At 58.3% G+C, this 24,579-nt stretch carries 21 protein-coding genes and 1 riboswitch; of the genes, 12 read left to right on the forward strand and 9 right to left on the reverse strand.

Annotated features, from left to right (window positions below):
* Position 1: 1 nt before the first annotated feature.
* From FO268_RS04660 to FO268_RS04675, 4 genes are all read left to right on the forward strand, one after another.
* On the forward strand, positions 2–640 hold the full coding sequence (locus FO268_RS04660) for an urea amidolyase associated protein UAAP2 (protein ID WP_150990247.1): 639 nt from the start codon (positions 2–4) through the stop codon (positions 638–640).
* Positions 631–4,275, forward strand: coding sequence for an urea carboxylase (gene uca, locus FO268_RS04665; protein ID WP_150990249.1), 3,645 nt, complete (start codon positions 631–633; stop codon positions 4,273–4,275). Before FO268_RS04660 ends, uca begins: the two co-directional genes overlap by 10 nt.
* A gap of 66 nt (positions 4,276–4,341) precedes the next feature.
* Positions 4,342–5,409: a putative urea ABC transporter substrate-binding protein gene (locus FO268_RS04670; protein ID WP_150990251.1), complete on the forward strand. Its 1,068-nt coding sequence runs from the start codon at positions 4,342–4,344 to the stop codon at positions 5,407–5,409.
* Positions 5,410–5,632: 223 nt separating this feature from the next.
* A complete protein-coding gene (locus tag FO268_RS04675) occupies positions 5,633–6,244 on the forward strand; it encodes a TetR family transcriptional regulator (RefSeq protein WP_150990253.1) in 612 nt (203 codons plus the stop codon).
* A gap of 178 nt (positions 6,245–6,422) precedes the next feature.
* On the opposite strand, the gene glnT is transcribed toward FO268_RS04675, so the two are convergent.
* Positions 6,423–7,781: a type III glutamate--ammonia ligase gene (gene glnT / locus FO268_RS04680; protein WP_150990255.1), complete on the reverse strand. Its 1,359-nt coding sequence runs from the start codon at positions 7,779–7,781 to the stop codon at positions 6,423–6,425.
* 127 nt (positions 7,782–7,908) lie between these two features.
* Here glnT and FO268_RS04685 point away from each other — a divergent pair, with 127 nt between their 5' ends.
* The 3 genes from FO268_RS04685 to FO268_RS04695 all read left to right on the forward strand — a co-directional run bounded on the left by FO268_RS04685 (position 7,909) and on the right by FO268_RS04695 (position 10,905).
* Positions 7,909–8,940, forward strand: coding sequence for an alpha/beta fold hydrolase (locus FO268_RS04685; RefSeq protein WP_150990257.1), 1,032 nt, complete (start codon positions 7,909–7,911; stop codon positions 8,938–8,940).
* A 184-nt stretch (positions 8,941–9,124) separates the two neighbouring features.
* A riboswitch (guanidine-I (ykkC/yxkD leader) is annotated at positions 9,125–9,238 on the forward strand.
* A 66-nt stretch (positions 9,239–9,304) separates the two neighbouring features.
* Complete coding sequence (locus tag FO268_RS04690; protein WP_150990259.1) at positions 9,305–10,120, forward strand: ABC transporter permease; 816 nt, start codon at positions 9,305–9,307, stop codon at positions 10,118–10,120.
* Positions 10,120–10,905, forward strand: coding sequence for an ABC transporter ATP-binding protein (locus FO268_RS04695; protein ID WP_150990260.1), 786 nt, complete (start codon positions 10,120–10,122; stop codon positions 10,903–10,905). The genes FO268_RS04690 and FO268_RS04695 overlap by 1 nt, the downstream gene beginning before the upstream one ends.
* An 83-nt stretch (positions 10,906–10,988) precedes the next feature.
* Here FO268_RS04695 and FO268_RS04700 read toward each other — a convergent pair whose 3' ends face one another.
* The 3 genes from FO268_RS04700 to pedF all read right to left on the reverse strand — a co-directional run bounded on the left by FO268_RS04700 (position 10,989) and on the right by pedF (position 14,364).
* Positions 10,989–12,764 (reverse strand): PQQ-dependent methanol/ethanol family dehydrogenase, encoded by a 1,776-nt coding sequence (locus tag FO268_RS04700; RefSeq protein ID WP_150990262.1) that lies wholly within the window; start codon positions 12,762–12,764, stop codon positions 10,989–10,991.
* 191 nt (positions 12,765–12,955) lie between these two features.
* Positions 12,956–13,888 carry a substrate-binding periplasmic protein gene (locus FO268_RS04705; protein WP_150990264.1) on the reverse strand — a complete coding sequence of 311 codons (933 nt, stop codon included), beginning with the start codon at positions 13,886–13,888 and terminating at the stop codon, positions 12,956–12,958.
* A 47-nt stretch (positions 13,889–13,935) separates the two neighbouring features.
* The gene (gene pedF / locus FO268_RS04710) at positions 13,936–14,364 is read right to left on the reverse strand and encodes a cytochrome c-550 PedF (protein WP_150990266.1); all 429 of its coding nucleotides are present in this window, start codon (positions 14,362–14,364) and stop codon (positions 13,936–13,938) included.
* Between the two features lie 282 nt (positions 14,365–14,646).
* Between pedF and FO268_RS04715 the strand changes: the two genes are divergently transcribed.
* From FO268_RS04715 to FO268_RS04730, 4 genes are read left to right on the forward strand one after another with little or no spacing between them, the layout of a single operon-like run.
* Positions 14,647–15,816, forward strand: coding sequence for an ABC transporter substrate-binding protein (locus FO268_RS04715; protein WP_150990268.1), 1,170 nt, complete (start codon positions 14,647–14,649; stop codon positions 15,814–15,816).
* Positions 15,817–15,847: 31 nt separating this feature from the next.
* Positions 15,848–16,822 (forward strand): YVTN family beta-propeller repeat protein, encoded by a 975-nt coding sequence (locus FO268_RS04720; protein WP_150990270.1) that lies wholly within the window; start codon positions 15,848–15,850, stop codon positions 16,820–16,822.
* A complete protein-coding gene (locus tag FO268_RS04725; RefSeq protein WP_150991665.1) occupies positions 16,819–17,541 on the forward strand; it encodes an ABC transporter ATP-binding protein in 723 nt (240 codons plus the stop codon). Before FO268_RS04720 ends, FO268_RS04725 begins: the two co-directional genes overlap by 4 nt.
* 1 nt (position 17,542) lies before the next feature.
* A complete protein-coding gene (locus FO268_RS04730) occupies positions 17,543–18,346 on the forward strand; it encodes an ABC transporter permease (RefSeq protein ID WP_150990272.1) in 804 nt (267 codons plus the stop codon).
* Between the two features lie 57 nt (positions 18,347–18,403).
* Here FO268_RS04730 and FO268_RS04735 read toward each other — a convergent pair whose 3' ends face one another.
* The 5 genes from FO268_RS04735 to FO268_RS04755 all read right to left on the reverse strand — a co-directional run bounded on the left by FO268_RS04735 (position 18,404) and on the right by FO268_RS04755 (position 23,629).
* Positions 18,404–19,000 carry a DUF2931 family protein gene (locus tag FO268_RS04735; RefSeq protein ID WP_318527287.1) on the reverse strand — a complete coding sequence of 199 codons (597 nt, stop codon included), beginning with the start codon at positions 18,998–19,000 and terminating at the stop codon, positions 18,404–18,406.
* A complete protein-coding gene (locus FO268_RS04740; RefSeq protein ID WP_150990274.1) occupies positions 18,997–21,072 on the reverse strand; it encodes a T6SS phospholipase effector Tle1-like catalytic domain-containing protein in 2,076 nt (691 codons plus the stop codon). Before FO268_RS04740 ends, FO268_RS04735 begins: the two co-directional genes overlap by 4 nt.
* Before the next feature lie 91 nt (positions 21,073–21,163).
* Entirely contained in the window at positions 21,164–21,838 is a 675-nt protein-coding gene (locus FO268_RS04745; protein ID WP_150990276.1) for an ATP-binding cassette domain-containing protein, read from the reverse strand.
* Complete coding sequence (locus tag FO268_RS04750; protein ID WP_150990278.1) at positions 21,831–22,607, reverse strand: ABC transporter permease; 777 nt, start codon at positions 22,605–22,607, stop codon at positions 21,831–21,833. Before FO268_RS04750 ends, FO268_RS04745 begins: the two co-directional genes overlap by 8 nt.
* Positions 22,604–23,629 (reverse strand): ABC transporter substrate-binding protein, encoded by a 1,026-nt coding sequence (locus FO268_RS04755; RefSeq protein WP_150990280.1) that lies wholly within the window; start codon positions 23,627–23,629, stop codon positions 22,604–22,606. The genes FO268_RS04750 and FO268_RS04755 overlap by 4 nt, the downstream gene beginning before the upstream one ends.
* Before the next feature lie 265 nt (positions 23,630–23,894).
* On the opposite strand from FO268_RS04755, the gene FO268_RS04760 reads away from it, so the two are divergent.
* Positions 23,895–24,575: a response regulator gene (locus FO268_RS04760; protein ID WP_150991671.1), complete on the forward strand. Its 681-nt coding sequence runs from the start codon at positions 23,895–23,897 to the stop codon at positions 24,573–24,575.
* Positions 24,576–24,579: the final 4 nt, after the last annotated feature.

A 24,579-nucleotide genomic window follows, 5' to 3' on the forward strand; every position in this document is an offset into this window, starting at 1 on the left:
CATGATCAAGCAAAGCACATTGAAACCCGACAACGCCGCCTCCCGCGAAATCGTGCCGGCAGGCGAGTATTTCCTGAAAGTGGTGAAGGCCGGCGAGACCGTCCGCATCCTGGATCTGGAAGGCAACCAGGCCGCCGACACCCTGTTCTACAACGCCCACAACCCCACCGAGCGTTACAGCGCCGTGGACACCATCCGCGAGCAAGGCAACGTGTACCTGACCGCCGGCTCCAGGCTGATGTCGTCGGAAAATAACGTGATGCTGGAGATCACTGCCGATACCTGCGGTCGCCACGACACCCTGGGTGGCGCCTGCGCGGCAGAAAGCAACACCACCCGTTATGCCCTTGAGAAAAAATGCATGCACGCCTGCCGGGACAGCTGGCTGGTGGCGGTGACCGAGAATGAAGAGCTGGGCATGACGAAGCGGGACATCACCCACAACATCAACTTCTTTATGAACGTGCCGGTCACCGCTGACGGCGGTTTGACCTTCGCCGATGGCATTTCCGATGCCGGCAAATACGTGGAGCTGGAGGCGAAGATGGACGTGCTGGTGATGATCTCCAACTGCCCGCAGCTGAATAACCCGTGCAACGGCTGGAACCCCACACCGATCGAGGTGCTGGTATGGAACTGAGCGGCACTCTCAACACTTTCAACACGATCGACAAAGTCCTGATCGCCAATCGCGGGGCCATTGCCTGCCGGGTGATCCGTACCCTGCGCGAGATGGACATCACTTCTGTGGCGGTCTACGCCGAAGCCGACGCAGACTCGTTGCATGTGCGACAGGCCGACGAATCTTACTCCCTGGGTGAGGGCTCAGCCGCAGCCACCTACCTGGATCAGGACAAGCTGTTCGAGATAGTCCGCAAAAGCGGGGCAGGCGCCATCCATCCGGGCTATGGCTTTCTCAGCGAGAACGCGGATTTTGCCCGCCGCTGCGATGCCGAAGGTGTGGTGTTTCTTGGCCCCACACCGGAACAGATGGAACAGTTCGGTCTCAAACACACCGCCCGGGCCCTGGCCGAGGAAGCTGGCGTACCACTGTTACCCGGCACCGGCCTGCTGACGGGTCTGGACGAAGCGATACAGGCAGCTGAGTCAATCGGCTATCCGGTAATGCTGAAAAGCACTGCCGGCGGTGGTGGCATTGGCATGTCCCGCTGTTACAGCGCCGAGGATCTGGGCAAGACCTTCGAATCGGTGCAGCGGCTGAGCCAGAACAACTTCAGCAACGATGGCGTGTTTCTCGAGAAATTCGTGGAGCATGCCCGCCATATTGAAGTGCAGCTTTTCGGCGACGGCAAAGGCCGCGTCGCTGCCCTGGGCGAGCGGGATTGTTCCGCCCAGCGCCGCAACCAGAAGGTCATTGAAGAAGCGCCCGCACCGGGTCTGACCGACGATGTGCGCACCCGCATGCATGCCACCGCCCGCCAGCTGGGTGAAAGCATCGCCTACCGCAGTGCCGGCACCGTGGAATTCATCTACGACCCGGACACCACCGAGTTCTACTTCCTGGAAGTAAATACCCGCTTACAGGTGGAGCACGGCGTGACTGAAAAGGTTTACGGCGTGGACCTGGTGCGCTGGATGGTGGAACTCGGGGCCGGCACCCTGCCGGATCTGAAAGGGCTGAGTGACAACCTCACTGCTTCCGGACATGCCATTCAGGCGCGGATCTATGCCGAGGATCCCAACAAGGATTTCCAGCCCGGGGCCGGCCTGCTCACCAACGTGGCATGGCCGGACGAAGACGGCCTTCGCATCGACACCTGGATTCAGCCCGGCACGGAAGTGTCGCCCCTGTACGACCCTATGCTCGCCAAAGTGATTGTGCACCAGCCCGATCGGGAATCGGCCCGTCAGCGGCTGATGCAAGCCCTCAACGACAGCCAGCTCTATGGCATCGAGACCAACCTCAAGTACGTGCGCCAGGTGCTGGATGACCCGCGTTTCGTGGAAGGCCGCCTGTTCACCCACACCCTCAATGAATTCGATTACCAGCCAGCCACCGTGGACGTGCTCAGTGGCGGCACGATGACCACCATCCAGGATTACCCCGGGCGGATCGGCTATTGGGACATCGGTGTGCCGCCCTCCGGCCCTTTCGACAGCTACTCGTTCCGGCTCGGTAACCGGCTGCTGGGCAACCCGGAAAAAGCACCGGGCCTGGAAATCACCCTCAAGGGGCCGGTGCTCAGCTTTAATCGGGCCACCCAGATTGTGCTCACCGGCGCACCGCTGAACGCCACCCTGAACGATGAGCCGGTGGGTTTCTGGCAGGTGATTGACGTGCCCGCCGGCGCCACCCTGAAGCTCGGCGCCACCACCGGCGATGGTGCCCGGGCCTATGTGCTGTTCGGTGGTGGACTGGACTGCCCGGAATACCTCACCTCCTGCAGCACGTTTACCCTGGGGCAGTTCGGGGGCCACTGCGGCCGCGCTCTACGGGCCGGGGATGTGCTGGCGTTGGGCGACGCCAGACCGGTTACTGCCACTACCCTGCCCAACGAACTGAAACCGGCCATTGGCAGAACCTGGAAGCTCCACGTGACCTATGGCCCCCACGGGGCGCCGGACTATTTCACCGGTCAGGACATCGATACTTTCTTCGCCAGCGAATGGGAGATCCACTACAACTCCAGCCGCACCGGCGTTCGACTGATTGGCCCGAAACCGGAATGGGCCCGCAGTGATGGCGGCGAGGCCGGCATGCACCCTTCCAACATTCACGACAACGCTTATGCGGTAGGCACCGTGGATTTCACTGGTGATATGCCGGTGATTCTCGGCCCCGATGGCCCCAGTCTTGGGGGCTTCGTCTGCCCGGTCACAGTCATCAGCGCCGATCTCTGGAAACTGGGCCAGCTCAAAGCCGGTGACAAGGTGCGGTTTGTACCGGTCAGCCAGGATCAGGCGGTTGCCCTGCGGGAAGCGCTGGACGACTCCGTGGCGACGCTGACGCCTGCCACCGCCCGTATCACGCCCATCAAACCGGAAACCCCGATTCTTGATTCGCTCAGCAACACAGAACATGAAACCCGCGTGGTCTACCGTGCCGCCGGCGACAACTACGTGCTGGTGGAATACGGCCCCATGGAACTGGATATCCGCCTGCGCTTCCGCGCCCACGCCCTGATGCTGTGGCTGCGGGAACGGAACCACGACGCCATTCTGGAACTGACACCGGGCATTCGCTCCCTGCAGATGCATTACGACAGCCAGAAGCTCAGCCAGCGCACCCTGCTGGACCTGCTGATCAGTGCCGAAAAGGAACTTGAAAAGCAGCCCGAATGGGACGTGCCAGCACGCATCGTACACCTGCCCCTGTCCTGGGACGATGAGGCCTGCCAGACCGCCATTGCCAAATACATGCAGTCGGTGCGCAAGGACGCCCCCTGGTGCCCGAGCAACCTGGAATTCATCCGTCGCATCAACGGGCTGGACAGCATCGAAGAGGTGAAAAAGATCGTCTTCGACGCGAGCTATCTGGTAATGGGCCTTGGTGACGTCTACCTCGGCGCCCCGGTGGCCACGCCGCTCGACCCCCGCCACCGGCTGGTCACCACCAAGTACAACCCTGCCCGCACCTGGACCGCGGAAAACTCCGTGGGCATCGGCGGCGCCTATCTGTGCATCTATGGCATGGAAGGCCCAGGCGGCTACCAGTTTGTCGGTCGCACCCTGCAGATGTGGAACCGTTACCGCACCACCGACTTCTTCGAGCCAGGCAAGCCCTGGCTGCTGAGGTTCTTCGACCAGGTGCGTTTCTACGAGGTGAGCGCGGAAGAGCTGCAGCAGATTCGTCGGGACTTTCCCAACGGTGACTACCCGATCAAGGTCGAGCAAACCCGCTTCAACCTGAAGGACTACGAGCGGTTTCTTTCGGAAAACAACGATGAGATCCAGACCTTCACTGATAAACGAAAGCAGGCTTTCGATGAGGAGCTGCAGCGCTGGATCGAATCCGGCCAGATCAATTTCAGTTCCGAAGCGCTCATCCAGGACACCGGTGACGATGACATCGCCAACCTACCTGACGGCCAGCACGCAGTGGAAAGCCACGTGGCAGGCAACCTTTGGGAATGCCTGGTGAAACCAGGCGACACCATCGAGGCCCAGCGACCGGTGGCGGTGATTGAGTCCATGAAAATGGAAATAGAACTTCTCAGCCCGGTTACCGGCCGCGTGGTGGATGTGCGCCGGGAAGCGGGCCAGGCGGTTTCACCGGGCACCCCGGTGGTGATCGTGGAAGAGATCAGCCAATGATTGCCAACAATCCTGATACCAAAAATCCAAATCTACCAACACGGGCACGGCCCGAGGAGAGACACCATGAAAACATCTGACCTGAGCAAACGTCTGGCAGCCGGCCTGCTAACCGCCTCCCTGTCCATGGGCGCACTCGCCGAGGAAAAAGATGCCTTCAGCATTGCCTGGACTATCTACGCCGGCTGGGTGCCCTGGCAGTACGCCGAAGACAGCGGCATCATGAAAAAGTGGGCGGACAAGTACGATATTGAAGTGGATATCGTGCAGGTGAACGACTACATCGAATCCATCAACCAGTACACCGCCGGCCAGTTCGATGGCGTGGTGGCCACCAGCATGGACGGCCTGTCGATTCCGGCAGCGTCAGGCCTGGATACCACCGCGCTGATCGTGGGCGACTATTCCAACGCCAACGACGGACTGGTCTCGAAAGACGCAGAGTCCATCGAGGATCTGGAGGGCGAAACCGTGCACCTGGTTGAGCTGTCGGTATCCCATTACCTGCTGGTGCGGGCGCTCGACACCGTTGGTCTGGAAGAACGGGATATCAGCGTGGTGAACATTTCCGACGCCGATCTGGTCTCTGCCTTCCAAACCGACGATGTGCGCCATGTGGCCACCTGGAACCCGCTGCTGACGGAAGTGTCTGCCATGCCGGGTACCACACCGCTGTTTGATTCCAGCCAGATTCCCGGCCACATCAAGGACCTGACACTGGTAAACACCGAGACTCTGGAAGACAATCCGAAACTGGGCAAGGCTTTGGTGGGCGCCTGGTATGAAACCATGAGCATCCTCAAGTCTGACAGCGAGGAGGGCCAGGAAGCCCGAGCTATGCTGGGCGAGATCTCCGGCACGGACCAGAAAGGTTATGAAATGCAGCTGGCGGGTATGAAGATGTTCTGGGAGCCGGCCAATTCGGTGGAGTTCATCCGCAGTGACGAGGCCCGGGAGGCGATGGACAGCGTTCGCCAGTTCTCGTTCGACAAGGGCTTGCTTGGCCAGGGTGCCCAGAGTCCAGACTTTGTCGGCATCGAATTCCCCGATGGTTCCGTTATGGGTGACTCGGACAATGTGAAGCTTCGGTTTAACGACAGCTACATGCAGATGGCTGCTGACGAAGAGATCTGAGTCTGGTCATTGCTTGCCTTGATGGATAGCTGAGGGCACGATTACTCGTGCCCTTTTTTGTTGGCTTTGGAGCATGGTTGGGGGCGGATGGTCTCTCCAAAACACGCTCCTTCGGCACATCCGTGTGACGCTTGGACTCCGCCATCCATGGCTCCGTACAGTTTTGGAGAGACCATCCGCCCCCAACCCCGAACGCAAGTGCAAACCGGAGAGAATTCTACCAATGCGTCGTACCAAGGAAGATGCTGAGAAGACCCGCCAGACAGTTCTGGAAGCTGCGTTAACACTGTTCAGTCGGGATGGTTATTCCCTCACTACGCTGAGCCGTATTGCCAAAGAAGCTGGTTGCAGCCGTGGGCCGATTTACTGGCATTTTCAGAATAAGGATGACCTCTACGAAGCGGTACTAGCCTATTCCCAGGAACCGTTGGAAGCGTTGGTAGCTGAATGCGCAGGTATGCGGGAGACGCCAATTGCGGCAATGGACCGGTTTATCGAACAATGGCTGGGTTTGCTGGCTAATAACAGGCAATACCGACAGTCCTTCGAGATTCTGTTGAACAAGACCGAACTGACCGATGCCATGAGCCGCACGCTGAAGCGGGAGCGGGCGCTGACGAAGTCGATTATCGGGTTGTTCCGGGATTTGGTGGGGCAGGCGGTTGAGCAAGGTTTGATCACAACGGAAGAAGACCCCAAAGACCTGGGCTTGCTAAGTTACACCTATTTAATGGGCATTACCCAGACGTGGCTGTTTGCGCCAAAACTGTTTTCACTTAAACGGGAAACCCCGTTTTTTCAGCGGCAGTTCTGGGCATTGCTCGGGAAGAAGTAGCGAAAGAGAGCGTTGCAGGCAACTGCATGGTAGCGCTGGCGGATGTGAACCCTTTCAGGGGATGTCGAAAACAGGGATGTTTTCGTCAAGCGTACACGGACGTATTCACAGCGTGCCCCTGAAAGGGTTCCCATCCGCCGGCGCGGTCGGCAAACACAGGCATTAATGGATCAGATGCTCAGAACATCTTCAGATAACGCTCCACCTCCCACTCAGACACGTGGTTCTGATAGCTCTCCCACTCTCCTTTCTTGTACTCCACAAAGCTGTTGAACATTGCCTCGCCAAACACCTCTTTGGCCAGCGGATCTGTCTCGAAAGCCTCCACCGCCTCACCCAGGTTACGCGGCAGGTATTCAATGCCGCGCTCGGCGATTTCCGCGTCGCTGTAGTTGTACATGTTTTCGTGGTGGGGAGCGCCCGCATCGAGGCCCTCACGGATGCCTTCCAGGCCGGCGGCCAGGATCAGGGCGCTGCCGAGGTAGGGGTTGCAGGCGATATCGGCGGCGCGGCACTCAATGCGGCCGCCCATACCGGGGATGCGGATCATGTTGGTGCGATTGTTGGAGCCGTAGCACATGAACACGGGTGCCCAGGTAGAGCCAGACATGCTGCCCTGGCGCACCAGACGCTTATAGCTGTTAACCGTCGGGGCAATCACCGCACTGATGGCCGCACCATGTTTCAACACACCGGCCGTGAAATGGTAGGCGATCTTGCTGATGCCACAGTCATGCAGGTCATCGCCGTCAGGCTCGAACAGGTTCTTGCCGGTTTTGATGTCTGCCAAAGACATATTGTAGTGGGCGCCGCTGCCGGTTCGGTCACCAAATGGTTTGGGCATGAAACTGGCAAAGGCCCCGTGCTTGCGGGCGATTTCGTTGGCCATCATGCGGAAGAACACCAGGCGGTCGGCCATGGTCAGACCGTCGGCGTACTTGAAGTCGGTTTCGAACTGGCCGTTGGCGTCTTCGTGGTCGAAGGAATAGACATCCCACCCCAGTTCATTCATGGCGTCCACCAACTCATCCACAATGGGCAGGTTATCCATCAGAGTGCGTGGGTCGTAGCAGGGCTTGCCCAGGTTGTCGCGATCACTCAGCGGGGCGAAACCACCATCCTCGGTCTCACGGAGCAGGAAGAACTCCGTTTCAATGCCCAGATTGAAGCGGTAGCCCATGCCCGCAGCCGAATCCAGTTGGCGACGGAAAATATTGCGGGAACAGGCTTCAAATGGTTTTCCGTTGAGGTAGAGGTTTCCAGGAAACCACGCTAGCTTTCGGTTCCAGGGGCAGATGGCGACGCCACCGGCATCCGGCATCGCTGCCACTTCGTCGTCGGAGATGTCCTGGGGAACGCCGTCCAGGGCAGCCCCGGTGTATAACTCGGAGCCTTCCATCATCTGGCCAAGGTGGGCAACGGGTACAAACTTGCCTTTGCTGATGCCATGAATATCCACGTAACTGGCCATGGCGTACTTGACGCCGGCATCTTCGAGCTTCTGTTTCAGGGCCTGGGTATTGGTCAGGTCAGTCATCTTGTTTCCTCTTTTCTGGCACGTTTCTTTCTACAGCTTTGCCATTCAACATACATGCCAGCGTGTATGTATAATTTCGCAGCAAGGGTTTCTGAGCCTGAAGACGGCATGAGCAGAGGGGCTATAAATGAATGATAAACAATGGCTTGAAGATGATTTTGAAGCAGGAGACCTGCTCCTTTCGAGCGGGGCAACACTGAACTCGGCTCGCCTGCATTACCATCAGATCGGGAAGTTGAATGCACCAAAAGACAACCTCATCCTGCTGCCCACGTACTATGGTGGTGCAGCCGCAGGCAATCATCCCTGGGTTGGCAGTGATAGCCCGCTGAATCCGGACAAATACTGCATTGTCATTCCCTCAATGCTGGGGGCAGGGGAATCTTCATCTCCATCGAATACCCAGGGCCAACAGGCCGGGCCCGGTTTTCCTGAGATCAGTCTTTACGACAATGTGATGCTGCAGAAGCTGCTCGTGGACGAAGTCTTCGGTGGCGCCGGCATTGCCCTGGTGATGGGGTGGTCCATGGGCGGCATGCAGGCGCTGCAATGGGGTTGCCTGTTTCCTGAGCAGGTTCGGGGAGTGCTGGCCACCTGCTGCACGGCCCGCTGCTACCCCCACAACCAGGTTTTTCTGGAGGGTGTTAAAGCCGCCCTCACCTGCGACCAGAACTTCCAGGAAGGCCATTACCAGAGTCCACCACGGCGCGGGCTCAGGGCATTTGGCCGGGTATACGCGGGCTGGGCTTATTCCCAGGCGTTCTTCCGTAGCGAGCTCTGGCGATGCCTGGGATTCGATTCCAGCGAGGCTCTGTTGCGCTTCTGGGAGGATGACCATTTGGGCCAGGATGCCAATAACCTGCTGTCGGCGCTGAGCACTTGGCAGCGTGGCGACATCAGTGACAACCCAATGTTTGAGGGCGACTACCAGACCGCACTCGCTTCGCTCACCATGCCGACCCGGGTGATGCCAGGCAGCACCGACCTCTACTTCACAGTTGAGGATGCCCTGCAGGATGCCCGGCAAATGCCGGGAGCAACCTTTGACCCCCTGACTTCTGATTGGGGGCATATTGCCGGTGGCCCCGGGAGGGAGACCCAAAGTCACCAGAAGATTCTTGGCGCTGCACAATCGCTTCTCAGCACGAAGGGCCCATGACTGTGCACCCACACCTGCCATGCACATTAATGGTGCGTCGTTTCGCTCCCGATCAGTCCGGATCGCCCCAATTATGCCCCTTTTACGAAGCTGGCACGCCACCTGCACTGATCCGGACAGACGAGTTTAATAACCCCGATCCGTTCACAGCAACACCGCAAACCACGCGGCGAACACAGCGGACAAAATGGGTGACTAGGGTTCCGGTCCGGGCATGCATGTAGAAGGTGCGCGGATGACTGGTCCGAGAGTCACCGACCTCTGGGAGGTTACACGGCGGGACAAAAGCCCGGGAGACTGAATCGCAAGGGAGGCTGTTGCCCGCGATGAACGTGCCGTGTTGTGTGACCAGAGGAGACAACCTATGCGAATGATCAACCGCCACCCAGGACGGGTTTCCGCCACTCTGCTCGGCCTGCTGCCCTTTCTGTTGATCATGCTGATCTACAGCCTTGCGTCCCAGGAGCGCCTGGCGGAGAACCCCAACGACAAACTGTTGCCCGGCCTGGAACAGATGACAGCGGCGGTCGATCGCATGGCCTTTCAGGAAGACCGGCGCAGCGGTGACTATCTGATGTGGCAGGATACAACCGCCAGCCTGCAGCGCCTGGGCATCGGAGTGACTATCGCCGCGTCTCTGGCATTGGTGATCGGCATCCTGAATGGCGCCCTGCCCCTGATCCGTGCCAACCTCGCGCCACTGGTATCGGCACTCTCCATGGTTCCTCCCCTGGCGATATTACCCATCCTGTTTATCGTATTCGGCCTTGGAGAGCTCTCCAAGGTCATGCTGATTGTGATCGGCACGGCACCGATCATGATGCGCGATGTGGCGCAGCGGGTGCGGGAGTTGCCCGGTGAGCAGCTGATCAAGATCCAGACCCTCGGGGCCAATACCTGGCAGGTCATTACCCGCATGGTGCTGCCTCAGGTACTACCCCGCCTGATCGACTCCGTGCGCCTCAGCCTGGGCCCGGCCTGGCTGTTCCTGATCGCCGCGGAAGCCATCGCCTCCACCGAAGGCCTGGGTTACCGAATCTTCCTGGTGCGGCGCTATCTCGCCATGGATGTGATCCTGCCCTATGTCATCTGGATTACCATTCTTGCCATCGTTATCGACCAGTGTCTGCGGCTGGCCAACCGCAGGCTGTTCCCTTGGTACAACGCAGGAGGCCACTGATGAGCTTTATAACAGTTAATAACCTCTGGAAAGAATATGGCGATCTGGTGGTACTGGAAAACCTGAACCTGAGCGTGAAACAGGGCGAATTCTGTACTCTGGTAGGAGCTTCAGGATGCGGTAAATCCACCTTCCTGAAAATGCTCCTGGGGCAGGAAACACCGAGCCGTGGCCAGTTACTGCTTGAGGGCGAAGCCTTTCCAGGGGAGCCCGACCGCAACCGGGGCATCGTGTTCCAGCGCTACTCGGTCTTCCCGCACCTGACCGTGCGCCAGAATGTGCTGATGGCCCTGGAGCTGGAGCAGAAGCCGTGGCTTGGCAAGCTTTTTGGCCGCGCCCGGCGCTCAGCTCTGGAAAAGGTGGACGCGATGCTGACATCGGTTGGTCTGGAGGCCTCCGCCAACAAGTGGCCCCACGAACTTTCTGGCGGCATGCAACAACGCCTGGCCATTGCCCAGTCCCTGATCATGCGCCCGCGAGTATTGCTGCTGGACGAACCCTTTGGCGCGCTCGACCCGGGTATCCGCAAGGACATGCACGATCTGCTGCTTAAGCTTTGGCGGGAGACGGGCACCACTATTTTCATGGTTACCCATGATCTCAAGGAAGGCTTCTACCTGGGCACCCGGTTATTGGTGTTCGACAAGGTTCGGCGGGACCCACATGACCCCGAAGCCTTTGGCGCGACAATCACCTACGACCTGCCCATTGGCCAGGCCGACAGCAAACTGTTCGAGGACATCAACGAGTCGGTTGCCGAGACTGCCCGCCATCAGGCAGCCTGATCAACCAGGGAACAGCTCCAACAAAAAAGGGGCTGCCCAAAGGCAGCCCCGAAAACCCCGATAAAAACGGGTACTACACTCGCTCAGTTACTGGCAACCCGATCGCTCGGCAGCCTGAAGGTCCAGACTGTTCCACCCTGGTTGAAGTCCTTGACCACCCTGGCCACTTCACCACCCCAGAGAGGCACCGCCCCGCCCCAACCCGTGGAGATGGACACGTACTGTTCCCCGTCCATTTCCCAGGTCACGGGCGTACCCACAACACCGGTACCGGTATTGAACTTGTAGAGCTCTTCACCGGTTTTTGCGTCAAACGCTTTCAGGTAGCCTTCCGGCGTGCCGGTAAAGACCAGGTTGCCTGCTGTTGCCAGCACCCCACCCCACAGCGGAGCCGGGTTGTTGTAGCGCCAGACTTCTTCACCGGTCTTCGGATCCATGGCGCGCAGAACACCAATGAATTCATCATTTGCCGGCTTGATGGTAAAACCGGCACCCAGGTAGGCGGCACCTTTCTTGTAGGAAACCGGCTCGTTCCAGATATCCATGGACCATTCGTTGGAAGGCACATAGAACAGGCCAGTGTCCTTGCTGTAGGCCATGGGCATCCAGTTCTTGCCACCCAGGAAGGCCGGGAAGGCCACAACCGTTTCACCTTTTTCGCCGTCGGCATCCGCCGGATTACCCGGGCGACCGTTCTCGGTGTTGTAGATGGGGCTGCCATCGTCATTCAGGCCTTCGGCCCAGGTGATCTTGTCAACAAACGGAAAGCCGCGGATAAAGTCGCCGTTCTCACGGTTCAGCACGTAGAAGAAGCCGTTACGGTCCGCAGTAGCAGCGGCCTTGACGGTCTTGCCGTTATCTTCGTAATCAAACGAGATCAGCTCGTTGACACCGTCGTAATCCCAGCCATCGTTGGGCGTGGTCTGGAAGTGCCACTTGATGCTGCCATCATCCGGGTCAATGGCCACGCGAGAGGAGGAGAACAGGTTGTCACCAGGGCGCAGGTGCGAATTCCATGGTGCCGGGTTACCGGTGCCGAAGAACAGCGAGTCGGTATCGGGATCATAGGTGCCACCCAGCCATGTCGCTGCGCCACCGGTTTTCCACATGTCGCCAGGCCAGGTCTTGCCGGCTTCGCCACCGGAGATACCGTTTTCAATTTCCTTGCCGTCCTTGTAGACGTAACCCATGTGGCCTTCCACCGTCGGCCGCATCCACAACAGGTCGCCGGTGTTCGGGTCGCGGGCTTCAACCTTGCCGACAATGCCAAATTCGCCGCCGGACACACCAGTAATCAGCTTGCCCTTGACGATCAGCGGGGCTGCCGTCATGGAATAGCCAGCCTGGTAATCGGCCACTTTCTTGATCCAGACAACCTTGCCGGTGTCCTTGTTCAGGGCCACAAGCTTGGCGTCCAGGGTACCGAAGATGACTTTGTCGTCGTACAGAGCGGCGCCACGGTTGACTACGTCACAACAGGGCATGATGCCATCCGGCAGGCGAGCGTCGTACTGCCAGATTTCTTCGCCGGTACGCGCCTCAATGGCGTAGATACGGGAGTAGGAGGCAGTCACGTACATGACGCCGTCCTTGACCAGCGGCTGAGACTCCTGGCCCCGCTGCTTCTCGCCACCAAATGAGAACGCCCATGCTGGCTGCAGATACTGGACGTTGTCTGTGTTAAGGGCCGTCATCGGGCTGAAACGCTGGCCCTGAACGCCCATACCATAGCTTACGATGTCATCCACAGTGTCCTGGTCATTCAGGATGTCTTCATCGGTGACCGCATGGGCCCCCAGGGATACAGCCAGCGCCAGGGCACTCGCAGTAAACTGTTTACCGAACGAATTCGATCTCATGGTTGCGCTCTCCAAAGTCTCTTGTTGTCAGTATTTCCAGTGAACCGGGAATTCTTCCCGCCTCTAAACCCCATTCTTGGCCTCACACGCAATCCCAACAATTAATCGCCAGAACAGGTTTTCTCATCACTTGGTAGTAAGACCCCCACAAAAAAAGCCCGCACTTGGCGGGCTCAGCGGGCCGTAACGGTTTATTCCCCGCTCTCTTCGGGGCCAAGAATTTCGTCGTAATATCCGGGGCGACTGTAGGAAAGCCCATGGGTGGCATAGAGCTCGACCATTTCTCCGGATCTGACCATGCCATCTACAATAGCCCCGATGGCATAGCCTAGGGCCCTGTGGGTATGGCGCACCGCCAGGCCTACGTCCCACACCTGTTTGGTCATGCCGGGAAAGCCATTCCCTGCCTTGGTGAAACCCTTGCCCTCATGGGCCCCTAGTTGGTGTTCGATTTCCGCGCGCATACCCATAACGCCGGCAATCTCGCCCTGCTCCATGGCATCGAACGCTACACTGACGTTCTTATAATGATGAACCTGGTTTCTCAGCCGGCCACCAAACGCGGACGTCAGATAGGTGGCCGGAAGCGTATCGATCTCTACACCGATCGGGTGGTACTGAAACACCGCAACGGTTTCAACGCCGTCCAGGCGGTTTGTATCAAAGGCAATCTGCCAGCGCTCCTGCTGATAGGGGCCGAAAAACACCACCTGTTCGTTGATCATCTCGCCGGTGGAATCCCGCATATACTTGAAGGTGCTGTCGTAGGGCACGCGCATCATAATGTCCGCAATGCGGGTTTTTGCCAGGTAATGCCCCTTCCAGATATGGTTACGCAGGTCGTCCCCCAGGTTTTCATCCGGAATAATCCAGTAAGGGCGAAACTCCACACCCAGACCCTCCGCGATACGTCGGCCGAGGTCAGCATCCACACCACGAACCTCCCCGTCCTCCTCGTAGGAGTAGGGTGGGAAATCTTTATACATGCCGACATTCAGATAACCTGAATCCTGCACAATATCCAGGGTCCGGTCCGGAATCAGGCTGCGGGATTGTTGAGCCTGCACCTGGCTGATTCCCACAAGCAAAAGCACCAGCATCAAGGCATGACAAGCTGACTTCATAAACTCACCTCCCGGAAATTCCAACCTTGAAGAACGCACCTCGCCCTTTATTCAGGCTGGGAAACCGATTCAATGTAGGTCTTGATAGCCCAGATGGCAGTCTGATCCAGATTTTCCTTGAACGACGGCATGCCCCGCCCGGTGCCGTTCATGACACGACCGATAAAGTATTCGTCATCCCATTCGGTCAATTCCCTCAGGTCAGGAGTCAGCCCGCCGGACATGGCTTCAATGCCGTGACAGACGGCGCAATTACCTGCGTAACCGCTCTTACCTACCTTGACGGCCTCGGTATGCTTATCGCTGTGCTCATTCCCTTCTCTGAATGGATTTTCCGTCAGCGCTTCCTTGCCAAGATTGGGTAAGTCCCCGGTGTCCACTTCCTGAGGCGTAACGTCCCCATGAGACATGGCGAAACCTGCACTCGCCAGCAGGCCGGCGGCAACCAGGGCCTTTAATGAAAAAGAAACTGACATGTTGTTATACCTCTGTTTTGAATCCCCGTGCGCTGGCTGTTTGTTGTAAATGCATTGCCAGCTACCTCATCCAAGTCTAGGAACACGCCATAGCGATCAGAATGCCACTTTGGCGCCTTCGTTCTAGTTCCTTGGTAGTAGGTTCAAGAGGCATTACCGCAAGAGGGCCAGAAGAATAGTTCTTTAGTACCGCCAGTTTCCTACTTTCTGAATATTTCGACGGCTATCTCCGTTCTCTAAGCTGGAGGCAAGAACAAAAATACATACACAGAGGACGGCACAATGGGTTTCAAAGGCAGGCTACTGATAACCTCGGTGTTCTGTAGCTGGCTACTGGCACCGGCTTCAGCAGCAGCTCTCGACGTGAAGGTCGGCTACATCCACTGGCTGCCCGACCAGGGGCCCGTGCTCTCCAATGTCACCCCCGAACCGGAAGATGCCGGCCTTCGGGGCGCTGAGCTGGGCATCGCCGATAACAACGCCACGGGCAAATTCCTCGACCAGAACTATGCCCTGGAGTCCGTCATGGCCAGCGATGAAGAGGGCGCTATGGCCGCTCTCGAAGAGATGCTGAAGAACGGCATTGATCTGCTTGTGACTCGCGTTCCTGCGGATACACTGCAGGCAATGGCAAAGCGGGCGGGCGACAAGGCACTGCTGTTCAACGCCGGTGCCTCTGATGATGCTCTGCGAATCGGCGAGTGTCAGCCCAACGTCCTGCACACCATCCCCTCCTACGCCATGCTGACCGATGCCCTTGCCCAGTGGCTTAACATGCGGCGCTGGAAGGAAGTGTTCCTGATTACCGGCCCCACTGACCAGGACAAAGCCTGGGCCGATGCCTTCCGCCGCGCCAGCAAACGCTTTGGCCTGGAAATAGTTGCGGACAAGCCCTGGACCTTCGATTCAGATTTGCGTCGCACTGCCTCAAAGGAGCTGCCCGCGTTCACCCAGGCCAGCGATTACGACGCCGTGGTGGTCGCCGATGTGCGTGGTGACTTCGGCGAATACGTGCCCTTCAACACCTGGCTGCCGCGCCCGGTGGTGGGCACCCAGGGCATGGGCCCGGAAGCCTGGCACCGGGTGGTTGAGGCCTGGGGCGCTGCGCAGCTGCAGAACCGTTTCCGGGAACTGGCGGATCGTGACATGTACAGCGAGGATTATGCCGCCTGGGCCGCCATCCGCTCCATTGGCACCACAGTGACCGGGCTCAGTGAAGCGGGTCACTCAAACATCCGCGAGTACTTGTTTTCCGACGATTTCCAGCTCGCGGCCTTCAAGGGCCGCAAGCTGACTTACCGCCCATGGAACGGCCAGCTCCGCCAGCCAATCCCACTGGTTCATCCGCAGGGCCTAGTTGCGACACCGCCACTGGAAGGCTTCTTACACCGTGATTCCGAACTGGACACCCTTGGCTACGACAGGCCGGAGAGCGACTGCCGGATCAATTGACCCTACTGAAAAACAAGAAGGAACACTGACCATGAAAAATACCTTCAAGATTGCAACGCTGGCGGCCGCCATCGGGCTTTCCGGCCAGGCGCTGGCAAGCCTGGCCTATGTGTCTAACGAGAAGGACAACACTCTCTCGATAATCGACACCGCCACCCAGGAAGTGGTGGATACCATTGATGTCGGGGCCCGACCAAGAGGCATCCTGCTATCCAAAGATCACACCAAACTGTATATCTGCGCCAGTGATGACGACACCGTTCAGGTACTGGACCTCGCCACCCGCAAGATCATCGACACCCTGCCCTCCGGCGAGGACCCCGAGCAGTTTGCCCTGCACCCCAACAACCGCCACCTCTACATCGCCAATGAAGACGATGCCATCGTCACCGTGGTGGATGTGGAAACCAAGGACGTTCTGGCCCAGATTGATGTCGGCGTGGAACCTGAGGGCATGGCCGTCAGCCCGGACGGCAAGTGGGCGGTGAACACCAGCGAAACCTCCAGCATGCTGCACTGGATCAACACCGAAACCTTCGAGATCGAGAAGAACACCGTGGTGGGCCAGCGCCCGCGCCACGTCGAGTTCAACAAAGACAGCAAGATTGCCTGGGCCTCAGCGGAGATCGGCGGCACTGTGCACATCTTCGATGTGGATACCATTGAAGAGATCAAGCAGATCGATTTCAAGATCAAGGGTGTGCCCCAGGATCGGGTGCAGCCGGTTGGCATCGAGCTCACCTCTGATGGCAAGTACGCTTTTGTGGCTCTCGGCCCCTCCAACCACGTCGCAGTGGTTGATGCCCAGACCTACGAAGTCCTGGATTACCTGCTGGTGGGCGCAAGGGTCTGGCAGCTGGATCTGGATAAGGACGAGAAGTTTCTCTACACCACCAACGGCGTATCCAGTGACGTATCCGTCATCGATGTCGAAGGCCTGAAGGTGATCAAATCCATCAAGGTGGGCCGCTTCCCATGGGGTGTGGTCATCGATCCCACTTCATGACCATTGAAGCCCGCAACCTCAGCTTTCGCTACGGCGACAAGCCAGTGCTCAGGGAGGTCAGCTTCGCGCTAACCTCTGGCGGTTTTCATGCGCTGCTGGGCCCCAACGGCGCCGGCAAGTCCACGCTGTTCGGGTTACTGACGCGGCTACTCGCCCTGCAGCAGGGGGATGTGCTGATGGCCGGGCAGTCTTTGAAGAAACAACCCGCCGGGGCCATGCGCCAGATCGGCGTGGTGTTCCAGCAGAATGCCCTGGACCTGGACCTGACCGTACGCCAGAACCTGCTCTATCACGCCGCGCTTCATGGCCTTTCACACAAAGAGGCCCGGCTGCGGGGCGACCGGGAGCTGACACGTTTCCAACTGCTTGAACGGGCGAACGAACCGGTGCGAAAACTCAACGGCGGCCACCGCCGGCGGGTGGAGATCGCCCGCGCCCTGCTCCACGAACCTTCCCTGTTGCTGCTGGATGAACCCACGGTCGGGCTGGATGTGGCCAGCCGCCGGGGGCTCAACGATCATGTACGCATGCTCTGTGAAGCCGATGGCCTGACGGTGCTCTGGGCCACGCACCTGATCGAAGAGGTGCGTCCGGAAGACCGGGTGCTGATCCTCCATGAAGGAAAACTGCTGGCCGACGGCGCGGGGAATGACATCTGCGAAGCCGAAGGCACCCGTGACCTGGCGGAAACCTTTCACACCCTGACAGGAGCCGGCTGATATGAAAGCGGCCCATTACTGGCACTGCTTCGTGGGTATCCAGACCCGGGAATGGCTGCGCTTCTGGCAGCAACGTACCCGCTTCGCCAGCGCGCTGGTGCGACCGCTGCTATGGCTGGTGGTGTTTGCCGCCGGCTTCCGGGCGGTGCTGGGCATTTCCATTATTCCGCCCTACCAGACCTACATCACCTATGAGACCTACATCGCCCCCGGGCTGTGCGGAATGATCATCCTGTTTAACAGCATGCAGGGAGCCCTCTCCATGGTGTACGACCGGGAACTGGGCAGTATGCGGGTATTGCTGATGAGCCCGCTGCCGCGGCCCTTTCTACTGGTGACGAAGTTGCTGGCGATGGGCGCAGTGTCGGTGGGGCAGGTGTATGTATTCCTGGTGCTGGCGTTGCTGGTAGATGTGGAACCGCCACTGTGGGGCTATCTCGCAGTACTGCCCGCCCTTATCCTGACCAGTCTGATGCTCGGCGCCCTGGGCCTGCTGATTGCCACCTGGATCAAACAGCTGGAGAACTTTGCCGGGGTAATGAACTTTGTCATCTTCCCGATGTTCTTTATGTCATCCGCCCTGTATCCGCTATGGCGTATGAACGAAGCCAGCCCCTGGCTCTACTGGATCTGCCAGTTCAACCCATTTACCCATGCGGTGGAGGCCATCCGGTTTTCGCTCTATCTGGAGTGGAACCCGATGGCCTTTGGCCTCACCGCTGGTGTGACTATCGTTCTTGCATTACTGGCCACAGCCGGGTTCCGGCCCCAGCGGACGAAGATACTGGGGACCAACCCCGCCTGACCGGGGTGTCCTCAGCAGGCGGGTAGCCGCTCTCTCTTGTAGTGAGTGGTTGGCAAACTACCAACCATCCGTTGGTATGCCGTGTTCTTCTAGGTAGTCGCCATGCTCCGCCAGGTAGTTTCGGGTTCCCACCTCGAAATCGTCCGGATCACCCGGGACCTCAGTCGCCTTCATGCGCATGACTTCTACCTCGTTGCCGATCTGGTTCATAATCCAGACCACCACCGTACCTCCGGGGGCCAGGCCAACAGCCATGGTGTGACGAGGTCCTGACCTAACATCCACTTGGGTCTTATAAATTGCCGGCTTTCGCATTCGCTCTTGTAGATCAGGCGGCACTTCGATCAATTTGGAGTAGTACTTCTGCTCAGCGAACGAAAACCAGTGAATGAGGATCAATTCCGGAAAAGGGTCAAGCCTGTGGCGCGAGCCACTTGGGCCGCGCGGACCTTTCCAGCAACAACTTACATAACCGACAGGCGCACGCCAGCTCCGCTCCCCGGTCTTCTCAAGGAACATGTTTATACCCCAAATATCATAGTGCTCAGGGGCTACTATTTTTATACCCCAAGGGATTTCCTCCTTTGGCGAGGTAGCGCACCCGCTGACAAGTAACGCTAAAACAGCAATAGCCAATACTCTGCGAATCATCATTCCCCCTCCTTCTGAGGATATACGAGGCGCTTCCGGGAAGACGCGGGCGCATTAGGAAACACCACGCCTAACTTTGCAGGCCATTCCGCTATCTGGGCCTCAATGCTGTTGTAGTTTGCCGAGTGATGAATATAGCGCTGGAGCAATACGTCCAGGTCTTTGGCGCCGAGAGAGGGCGCATCATTGCCTTCGGAAACCTGCTCCCGGATTTGCGAAAAGATCGGTTCCAGTTCTTCGGGCAGGCTATTGCCAGCTTTCCTCGTGTCAACGTCTCTTAGCGGTACGTTGTTGCTCGTGGCCATATGATGCATCAACATCATAGCCACTCGAGAATACTCTCCACGAACCTGTCGCAGCATCCGCAACACCAGCTCTATCCGGCCATCCGGTGCCGGATGATCATAGCGCTGGGTAACAATATCCAGTCGTGCGGGACCTTCAGAACCCAGATCCCTCGGCCATGCCTGCAATTGATCCGACTGCCTGACCTGCAGATTATAGGGACCGATCCAACCCTGGGCCGCTACCTGTTGCCGCTGGGCATTGAGGTTATCCCATTGCGCAGTTTTTTCCGGCCACCGCATGCGATTCCGAGGCACTTCCAGCATAGGGCTTAGTAGTACTTCCTCCCTCTGGCTGTCGCCATACCCACCACCAATATCGGAATGGACACCCGGCAGAGTGATCTCCCGAAAGTTGGCTGGAAGGGAGCCGTCTTGGCTTCTTACACTGTTAAGTGCAAAGTTTTCACGGTGCTCATGGGCCGCGGTTAGATGCACCACTTTGCCAACCTTACCCGGCTCCAGATAGAGCTTAACGGGGTGGTTTCGGTCGTTGTGAGCAAACAGGTCACCAGCCGCCGGATTAACTACGGCGGCGACAGAGTCAAATAATCCCACGAAGCGGATCTCCACCTGCGCTGGCCAGAGGATACCGTTCTCCACAAATCGCCTGCCCAGTAGACCATCCTCTCCCTGGTTGATCTCGTGGACCGCATGGCGTGCCGCCGCAGCTCCTCGACTGAAGCCGAAAAGGTCAACGGTCAACTTGTCAATAACCTGACCTTGCATGTCCTCTTGCACCAAAAAAATCAGCTCAGAAAAGGCATAATTAACCTGCTGGATGATGCCCGCCTCACCCATACCTGTGGCTGCGCCATACCATTTATCGCTATCTCCAGTTTTTGTCCCCGCGCCTGGGGCGTAGACCTGTCGCTGGTAGATTATCTTTTCGTTGAACTCAACCTCGCCCTCTATGTACAGGTCTCGCAGCTTCGCCACATTGGTAACTGCATTCGCATAACTGCCGCCCATCAACATCGAGAGGCGCCACTCACACTCCTCCCGACCAATCTCGTCATTTTCGTAGGGTGCCAGGCAATCCTGCTCCAACTGTTCCGCAAAAGACCGAACATTGGCGGCGTTGTTCATGGTTCCGTCAGTGAATATCCCCACTTCCAGGTGTACTTTGCGAGAGGAGGTTTCGGCAGAATCTCTTTGATTTTCAGTGCCAGGTGCAGCCTTCAGCGGAGCCACCGAGACGGCTGCCCCAAGGGGCAAGCTCAGGCGGTGATCCGCCGGTCCACTTTGCGACGCCTGCTCGGACCGCTCCCACTGGCGGTAGTTTGCCGAAAACAGGCCCACCCCCAACCCACCAATGCCATGGGGATGATACTGCCGCAGTTTTTCCGGGGTAATGTCGCAAGCATTGAGTTCTTCAACGGCCTTTCTGATTCCGTAGGGGGAACTGATTCCGCTACCGTTTATCCGCCAGCGACCGCCAGCAGGCAGGCTCTCGTCCGTCTGCCAGGCAACCATGGGCGATAAGGGTCGGTCCGAACCGGTATGAACAAGCATCAGCCGACAGTCGGCGACTGCCTGGTAAACGATATCAGCCAGGTGGTTGCGGTCACTGGAACCAGCACGAATCGTCGATGCCACGTTTGAGGGGACGATACTGCCATCGGCTTGCACAAGACGCCTGGCCATACTGGCGCTAATAAAGGGGGATTCAATACGGGGAAGGTGGTAGGCCTTCAAGTCCCAGACCGGGACCAGGTCCATAAAGCCCATCGTCAGCACTCCTTGTTGACGGTAAGAGACAAGCCGGCCATGTTAGCCGATGTTTTGCATACGCAACAATTCGAGTGTCACGATTCTGCAATCAAACCAGACCAAACCCCTCTGGATCTCGCAGCTTGCCAAGGAGGGCGTTGAGCAGCCGAGGCTCTCCAACCACATCATCCCACTGCAATTGGGCCGGCTTGCCATCCAGATACCACAACCGATTGGCCAGAATTTCCGCATCCCCACCGTCGTGCGTCACGCAGATCATCGCCATGCCCGGATTGGCGTCGAGAAGCCCGGCTATCAGCACTTTCAATTCACCGGCCATTACCGGATCAAGCGAGGCAAAAGGCTCGTCCAGCAGTAACAAGTCGGGTTTTACAGCGAGGCAACGCGCAAGCGCAGCTCTCCGCGCCATCCCCAGGGAAAGCTGGTCCGGCAGGTAATGGCCATATCCCTCCAGCCCTACACTGGCAAGATGGACTTCCGCTTCCCGGGGCGTGGCACCGGCCAACTGGAGGTTGGCGCTCAGTGTGCGCCAGGGCAGCAGTCGATGCTCCTGGAACAGGTAACCCACCTTCAGTTTTTCTTGACCAATAATGGCTTCCGCCGGAATGGTTTTATCAAGCCCCGCAATCGCATTCAGCAGAGTCGTTTTACCAATACCAGACGGCCCCAGCAGACAGATTCGATCCCCCCGCTCGATGGTCGCAAACACCTCCCCCAGCACCGGTTGACCATAGCTGCGCCCTGCGATCCGCAATTCAAGCATGGGTAGCCTCCGGCTGGCGCCAGCGGCTGGAACGATGTTCAAGAGGCTGGAGGATGATCAGCTCGATGAGCTGGACCACGGCAATAAATGTCAGGCTGTAGGCGAGAATGGCGGCTACGTCGAATATCTGGAAAGCCAGGTGCAGCTGGAAGCCAATGCCATCCGAGCGGCCCAGCAACTCCACCACCAGCACGATTTTCCAGATCAGGGCGAGCCCGCCGCGAGTGGCGGCCATCAAATAGGGAAAGAGTTGCGGCACCCATACGTCACGAAAGCGCTGCCAGCGGGTGAAGTCGTAAACTGTTGCCATTTCTTCGAGCCGGTAATCGAGGCTTCGCGCGCCCTCACGGACGGTCACCGCTACATTGGGCACCTTGTTGATCACCACGGCCATCACCGCAGCCACTTCCACCAGGCCGAACCAGACGTACATCAGGATGATGGTAACCAGCGCCGGCAGGTTGAGCAGCAGCACCAGCATGGGGTCAAACAATGCATTGGCGGTTTTTGAGCGGCCCATGACAACACCTATCGCAGTACCAAGAAGCATGGACAGGATAAACGCCACGATAACGCGACCGAGAGTGGCACTCAGATGATGCCAGAGTTCGCCAGAGGCAGATTCCCGGATAAGGGTATCGAGAACGTGGAGAGGTGTGGGTAACAAAGGGGTTTTGAGGAACGAGGCAACCAGCGCCCAGAGCAGGACAAACGACGGCAGGACCACCCAGTAGCTCCAGACCGGCGGGCGGCTGGAAAGGTTGCTCACAGCGGCCTCCGGTGGAACAGGTCCGCCGTCATCAGCCTGTTCGCATCGGCACCGGTGAGTTCGAGTAGCCGATGCAGATCGGCAATCCGCTGATCAGTCTGGGGTGCAGGGGTACCGGCAATAAAACCCTCACGCAGGGCTTCAAACACTCCGTCTTCCGGGTTGCCCATTCTTGGCCGCAACCGCTGCCAGTGTGATTCGTCTTGCGCCAGTTCCGCCTTCGCCTGATGCAGGGAAGCTGCAAAGCGATCAATCAGTGGGCTATGCTCTTGGGCCCAATCCGCCGGGAACACATAGCCCAACACGGGCAGGGCCCGGTCCAGATCCAGGGCGGTCAGCAAGTCTGCCATGCCAAAGGCGGAGCGCCAGCCTCCCTCCCCTCTCAGGCGGGCGGCAAAATGCCAGTAGGTAACAATCACGTCCACCTGCTTCCGTTTCAGGGCCTGGCTCAGTAGTGGCGGGGCCGCGAACTGGACGTCGGCGGATAGATTCAGGCTGATGCCCTGTTGGTCAGCCACTTTCTGAAGCAGTATCCAGCCCTTGCTGTCGGGGCCGCCCGCAACGCCAATGCGCTTGCCGGCAAGATCGGACACGGAGTGAATGTCAGAGCCCTCTGGTACCACGATGTCGCCAATCCGGGATGAGAAGGGCACATACCGGTAGGGCGTTCCCGCCTGGAAACGTGCCTGCGCCCACAGCAGGTCAGCGACAGCACCGTTTACCGATCCGCTGGTCACGGCCAGGCGGGAAGCAGGAAGATTGGCCACCAGCTTCAGTTCGAGGCGATAGCCGTTTTTCTGGTCCAGCCCCTGGTGCAGTATGTGGTCCAGTTCCCAGTGTGCAGTGCCGAATTGCAACACGCTGACGGACAGCACTGGCAGTGGCGCCGGGGCTCTGTCACTGGCGTGGGCGAAGCCTGCCAGCAGAAAGACGAACAACAGGGCCGACACTGCCAGCAGGACGGAGCGCGCGCTGGCAGCGACTAGCTCGGGAACAGACGTTGTTATTGGTTGTAGGTTCATCCTTCCACGATACGAAGCCCGCCGCCGTGCAAGAATAGTACTTTGGTGCCTGTTTTTTGGTGCGATGGTCGCATTCAACCTGAGGCGCAGATAGCGTGTAATGAAACCATCACAATAATAACCAGAGGATGGATTCCGATTCCGGAGATTCTTTGAACAGGAGGCCGCTATGCTTAATGAGCTCGATGCCGCACTCTCTTCCGAAAAGCGTTATCATGCATCGGAAACAACCCCACATAACGACAATAAACCGGTGGAGCCATCGATGGAACCCGCCTACAAGATCCTGATCGCCGACGATCACCCGCTTTTCCGTGAAGCCATCAGCAGCGTGATCTCATCAGGCTTCAGCGGCAGTGAAATCATCGAAACGGCGGACCTGGACAGTGCCCTGGAGATTACCCGCGAGAATGACGATCTCGATCTTATCCTGCTGGATCTGAACATGCCCGGCATGCATGGCCTGAACGGTCTGATATCCCTGCGTAACGAGGCCCCCACCATTCCGGTGGTGATTGTGTCTGCGGAGGAAGACAAACAGGTGGTGCTCCAGGCCATCACCTACGGCGCCTGCGGATTCATTACCAAATCGTCGCCCCGCGCCCAGATGACTGAAGCCATCCAGCAGATCCTCAACGGCAACGTCTACCTGCCCTCGGATATCATCCGTACCGGTAAGGAAAGCACCAGCAATCGCCGCAGTCGCCACGAGGACAACCCGATTTCACCGGAACTGCTGAACTCCCTCACCCGCCGCCAGTTGCTGGTGCTGGAACGCATGTCCAAGGGCGAGTCCAACAAGCAGATTGCCTACAACCTGAACATCGCCGAGACCACGGTGAAAGCCCATGTGTCGGCGATATTGCGCAAGCTCGGGGTTCATAACCGGGTGCAGGCGATTCTATCCGCCAGTGATGTGGATTTCAGTCAGTATCTGAAGCGGTAGGAGG

This window comes from Marinobacter denitrificans, from assembly GCF_008795955.1.
Classification (GTDB): domain Bacteria; phylum Pseudomonadota; class Gammaproteobacteria; order Pseudomonadales; family Oleiphilaceae; genus Marinobacter; species Marinobacter denitrificans.

Coding starts and splice junctions, on each gene's coding strand:
- FO268_RS04660 (WP_150990247.1), top strand. CDS start 2: ATGATCAAGCAAAGCACATTGAAACCCGACAACGCCGCCTCCCGCGAA.
- uca (WP_150990249.1), top strand. CDS start 631: ATGGAACTGAGCGGCACTCTCAACACTTTCAACACGATCGACAAAGTC.
- FO268_RS04670 (WP_150990251.1), top strand. CDS start 4,342: ATGAAAACATCTGACCTGAGCAAACGTCTGGCAGCCGGCCTGCTAACC.
- FO268_RS04675 (WP_150990253.1), top strand. CDS start 5,633: ATGCGTCGTACCAAGGAAGATGCTGAGAAGACCCGCCAGACAGTTCTG.
- glnT (WP_150990255.1), bottom strand. CDS start 7,781: ATGACTGACCTGACCAATACCCAGGCCCTGAAACAGAAGCTCGAAGAT.
- FO268_RS04685 (WP_150990257.1), top strand. CDS start 7,909: ATGAATGATAAACAATGGCTTGAAGATGATTTTGAAGCAGGAGACCTG.
- FO268_RS04690 (WP_150990259.1), top strand. CDS start 9,305: ATGCGAATGATCAACCGCCACCCAGGACGGGTTTCCGCCACTCTGCTC.
- FO268_RS04695 (WP_150990260.1), top strand. CDS start 10,120: ATGAGCTTTATAACAGTTAATAACCTCTGGAAAGAATATGGCGATCTG.
- FO268_RS04700 (WP_150990262.1), bottom strand. CDS start 12,764: ATGAGATCGAATTCGTTCGGTAAACAGTTTACTGCGAGTGCCCTGGCG.
- FO268_RS04705 (WP_150990264.1), bottom strand. CDS start 13,888: ATGAAGTCAGCTTGTCATGCCTTGATGCTGGTGCTTTTGCTTGTGGGA.
- pedF (WP_150990266.1), bottom strand. CDS start 14,364: ATGTCAGTTTCTTTTTCATTAAAGGCCCTGGTTGCCGCCGGCCTGCTG.
- FO268_RS04715 (WP_150990268.1), top strand. CDS start 14,647: ATGGGTTTCAAAGGCAGGCTACTGATAACCTCGGTGTTCTGTAGCTGG.
- FO268_RS04720 (WP_150990270.1), top strand. CDS start 15,848: ATGAAAAATACCTTCAAGATTGCAACGCTGGCGGCCGCCATCGGGCTT.
- FO268_RS04725 (WP_150991665.1), top strand. CDS start 16,819: ATGACCATTGAAGCCCGCAACCTCAGCTTTCGCTACGGCGACAAGCCA.
- FO268_RS04730 (WP_150990272.1), top strand. CDS start 17,543: ATGAAAGCGGCCCATTACTGGCACTGCTTCGTGGGTATCCAGACCCGG.
- FO268_RS04735 (WP_318527287.1), bottom strand. CDS start 19,000: ATGATGATTCGCAGAGTATTGGCTATTGCTGTTTTAGCGTTACTTGTC.
- FO268_RS04740 (WP_150990274.1), bottom strand. CDS start 21,072: ATGGGCTTTATGGACCTGGTCCCGGTCTGGGACTTGAAGGCCTACCAC.
- FO268_RS04745 (WP_150990276.1), bottom strand. CDS start 21,838: ATGCTTGAATTGCGGATCGCAGGGCGCAGCTATGGTCAACCGGTGCTG.
- FO268_RS04755 (WP_150990280.1), bottom strand. CDS start 23,629: ATGAACCTACAACCAATAACAACGTCTGTTCCCGAGCTAGTCGCTGCC.
- FO268_RS04760 (WP_150991671.1), top strand. CDS start 23,895: ATGGAACCCGCCTACAAGATCCTGATCGCCGACGATCACCCGCTTTTC.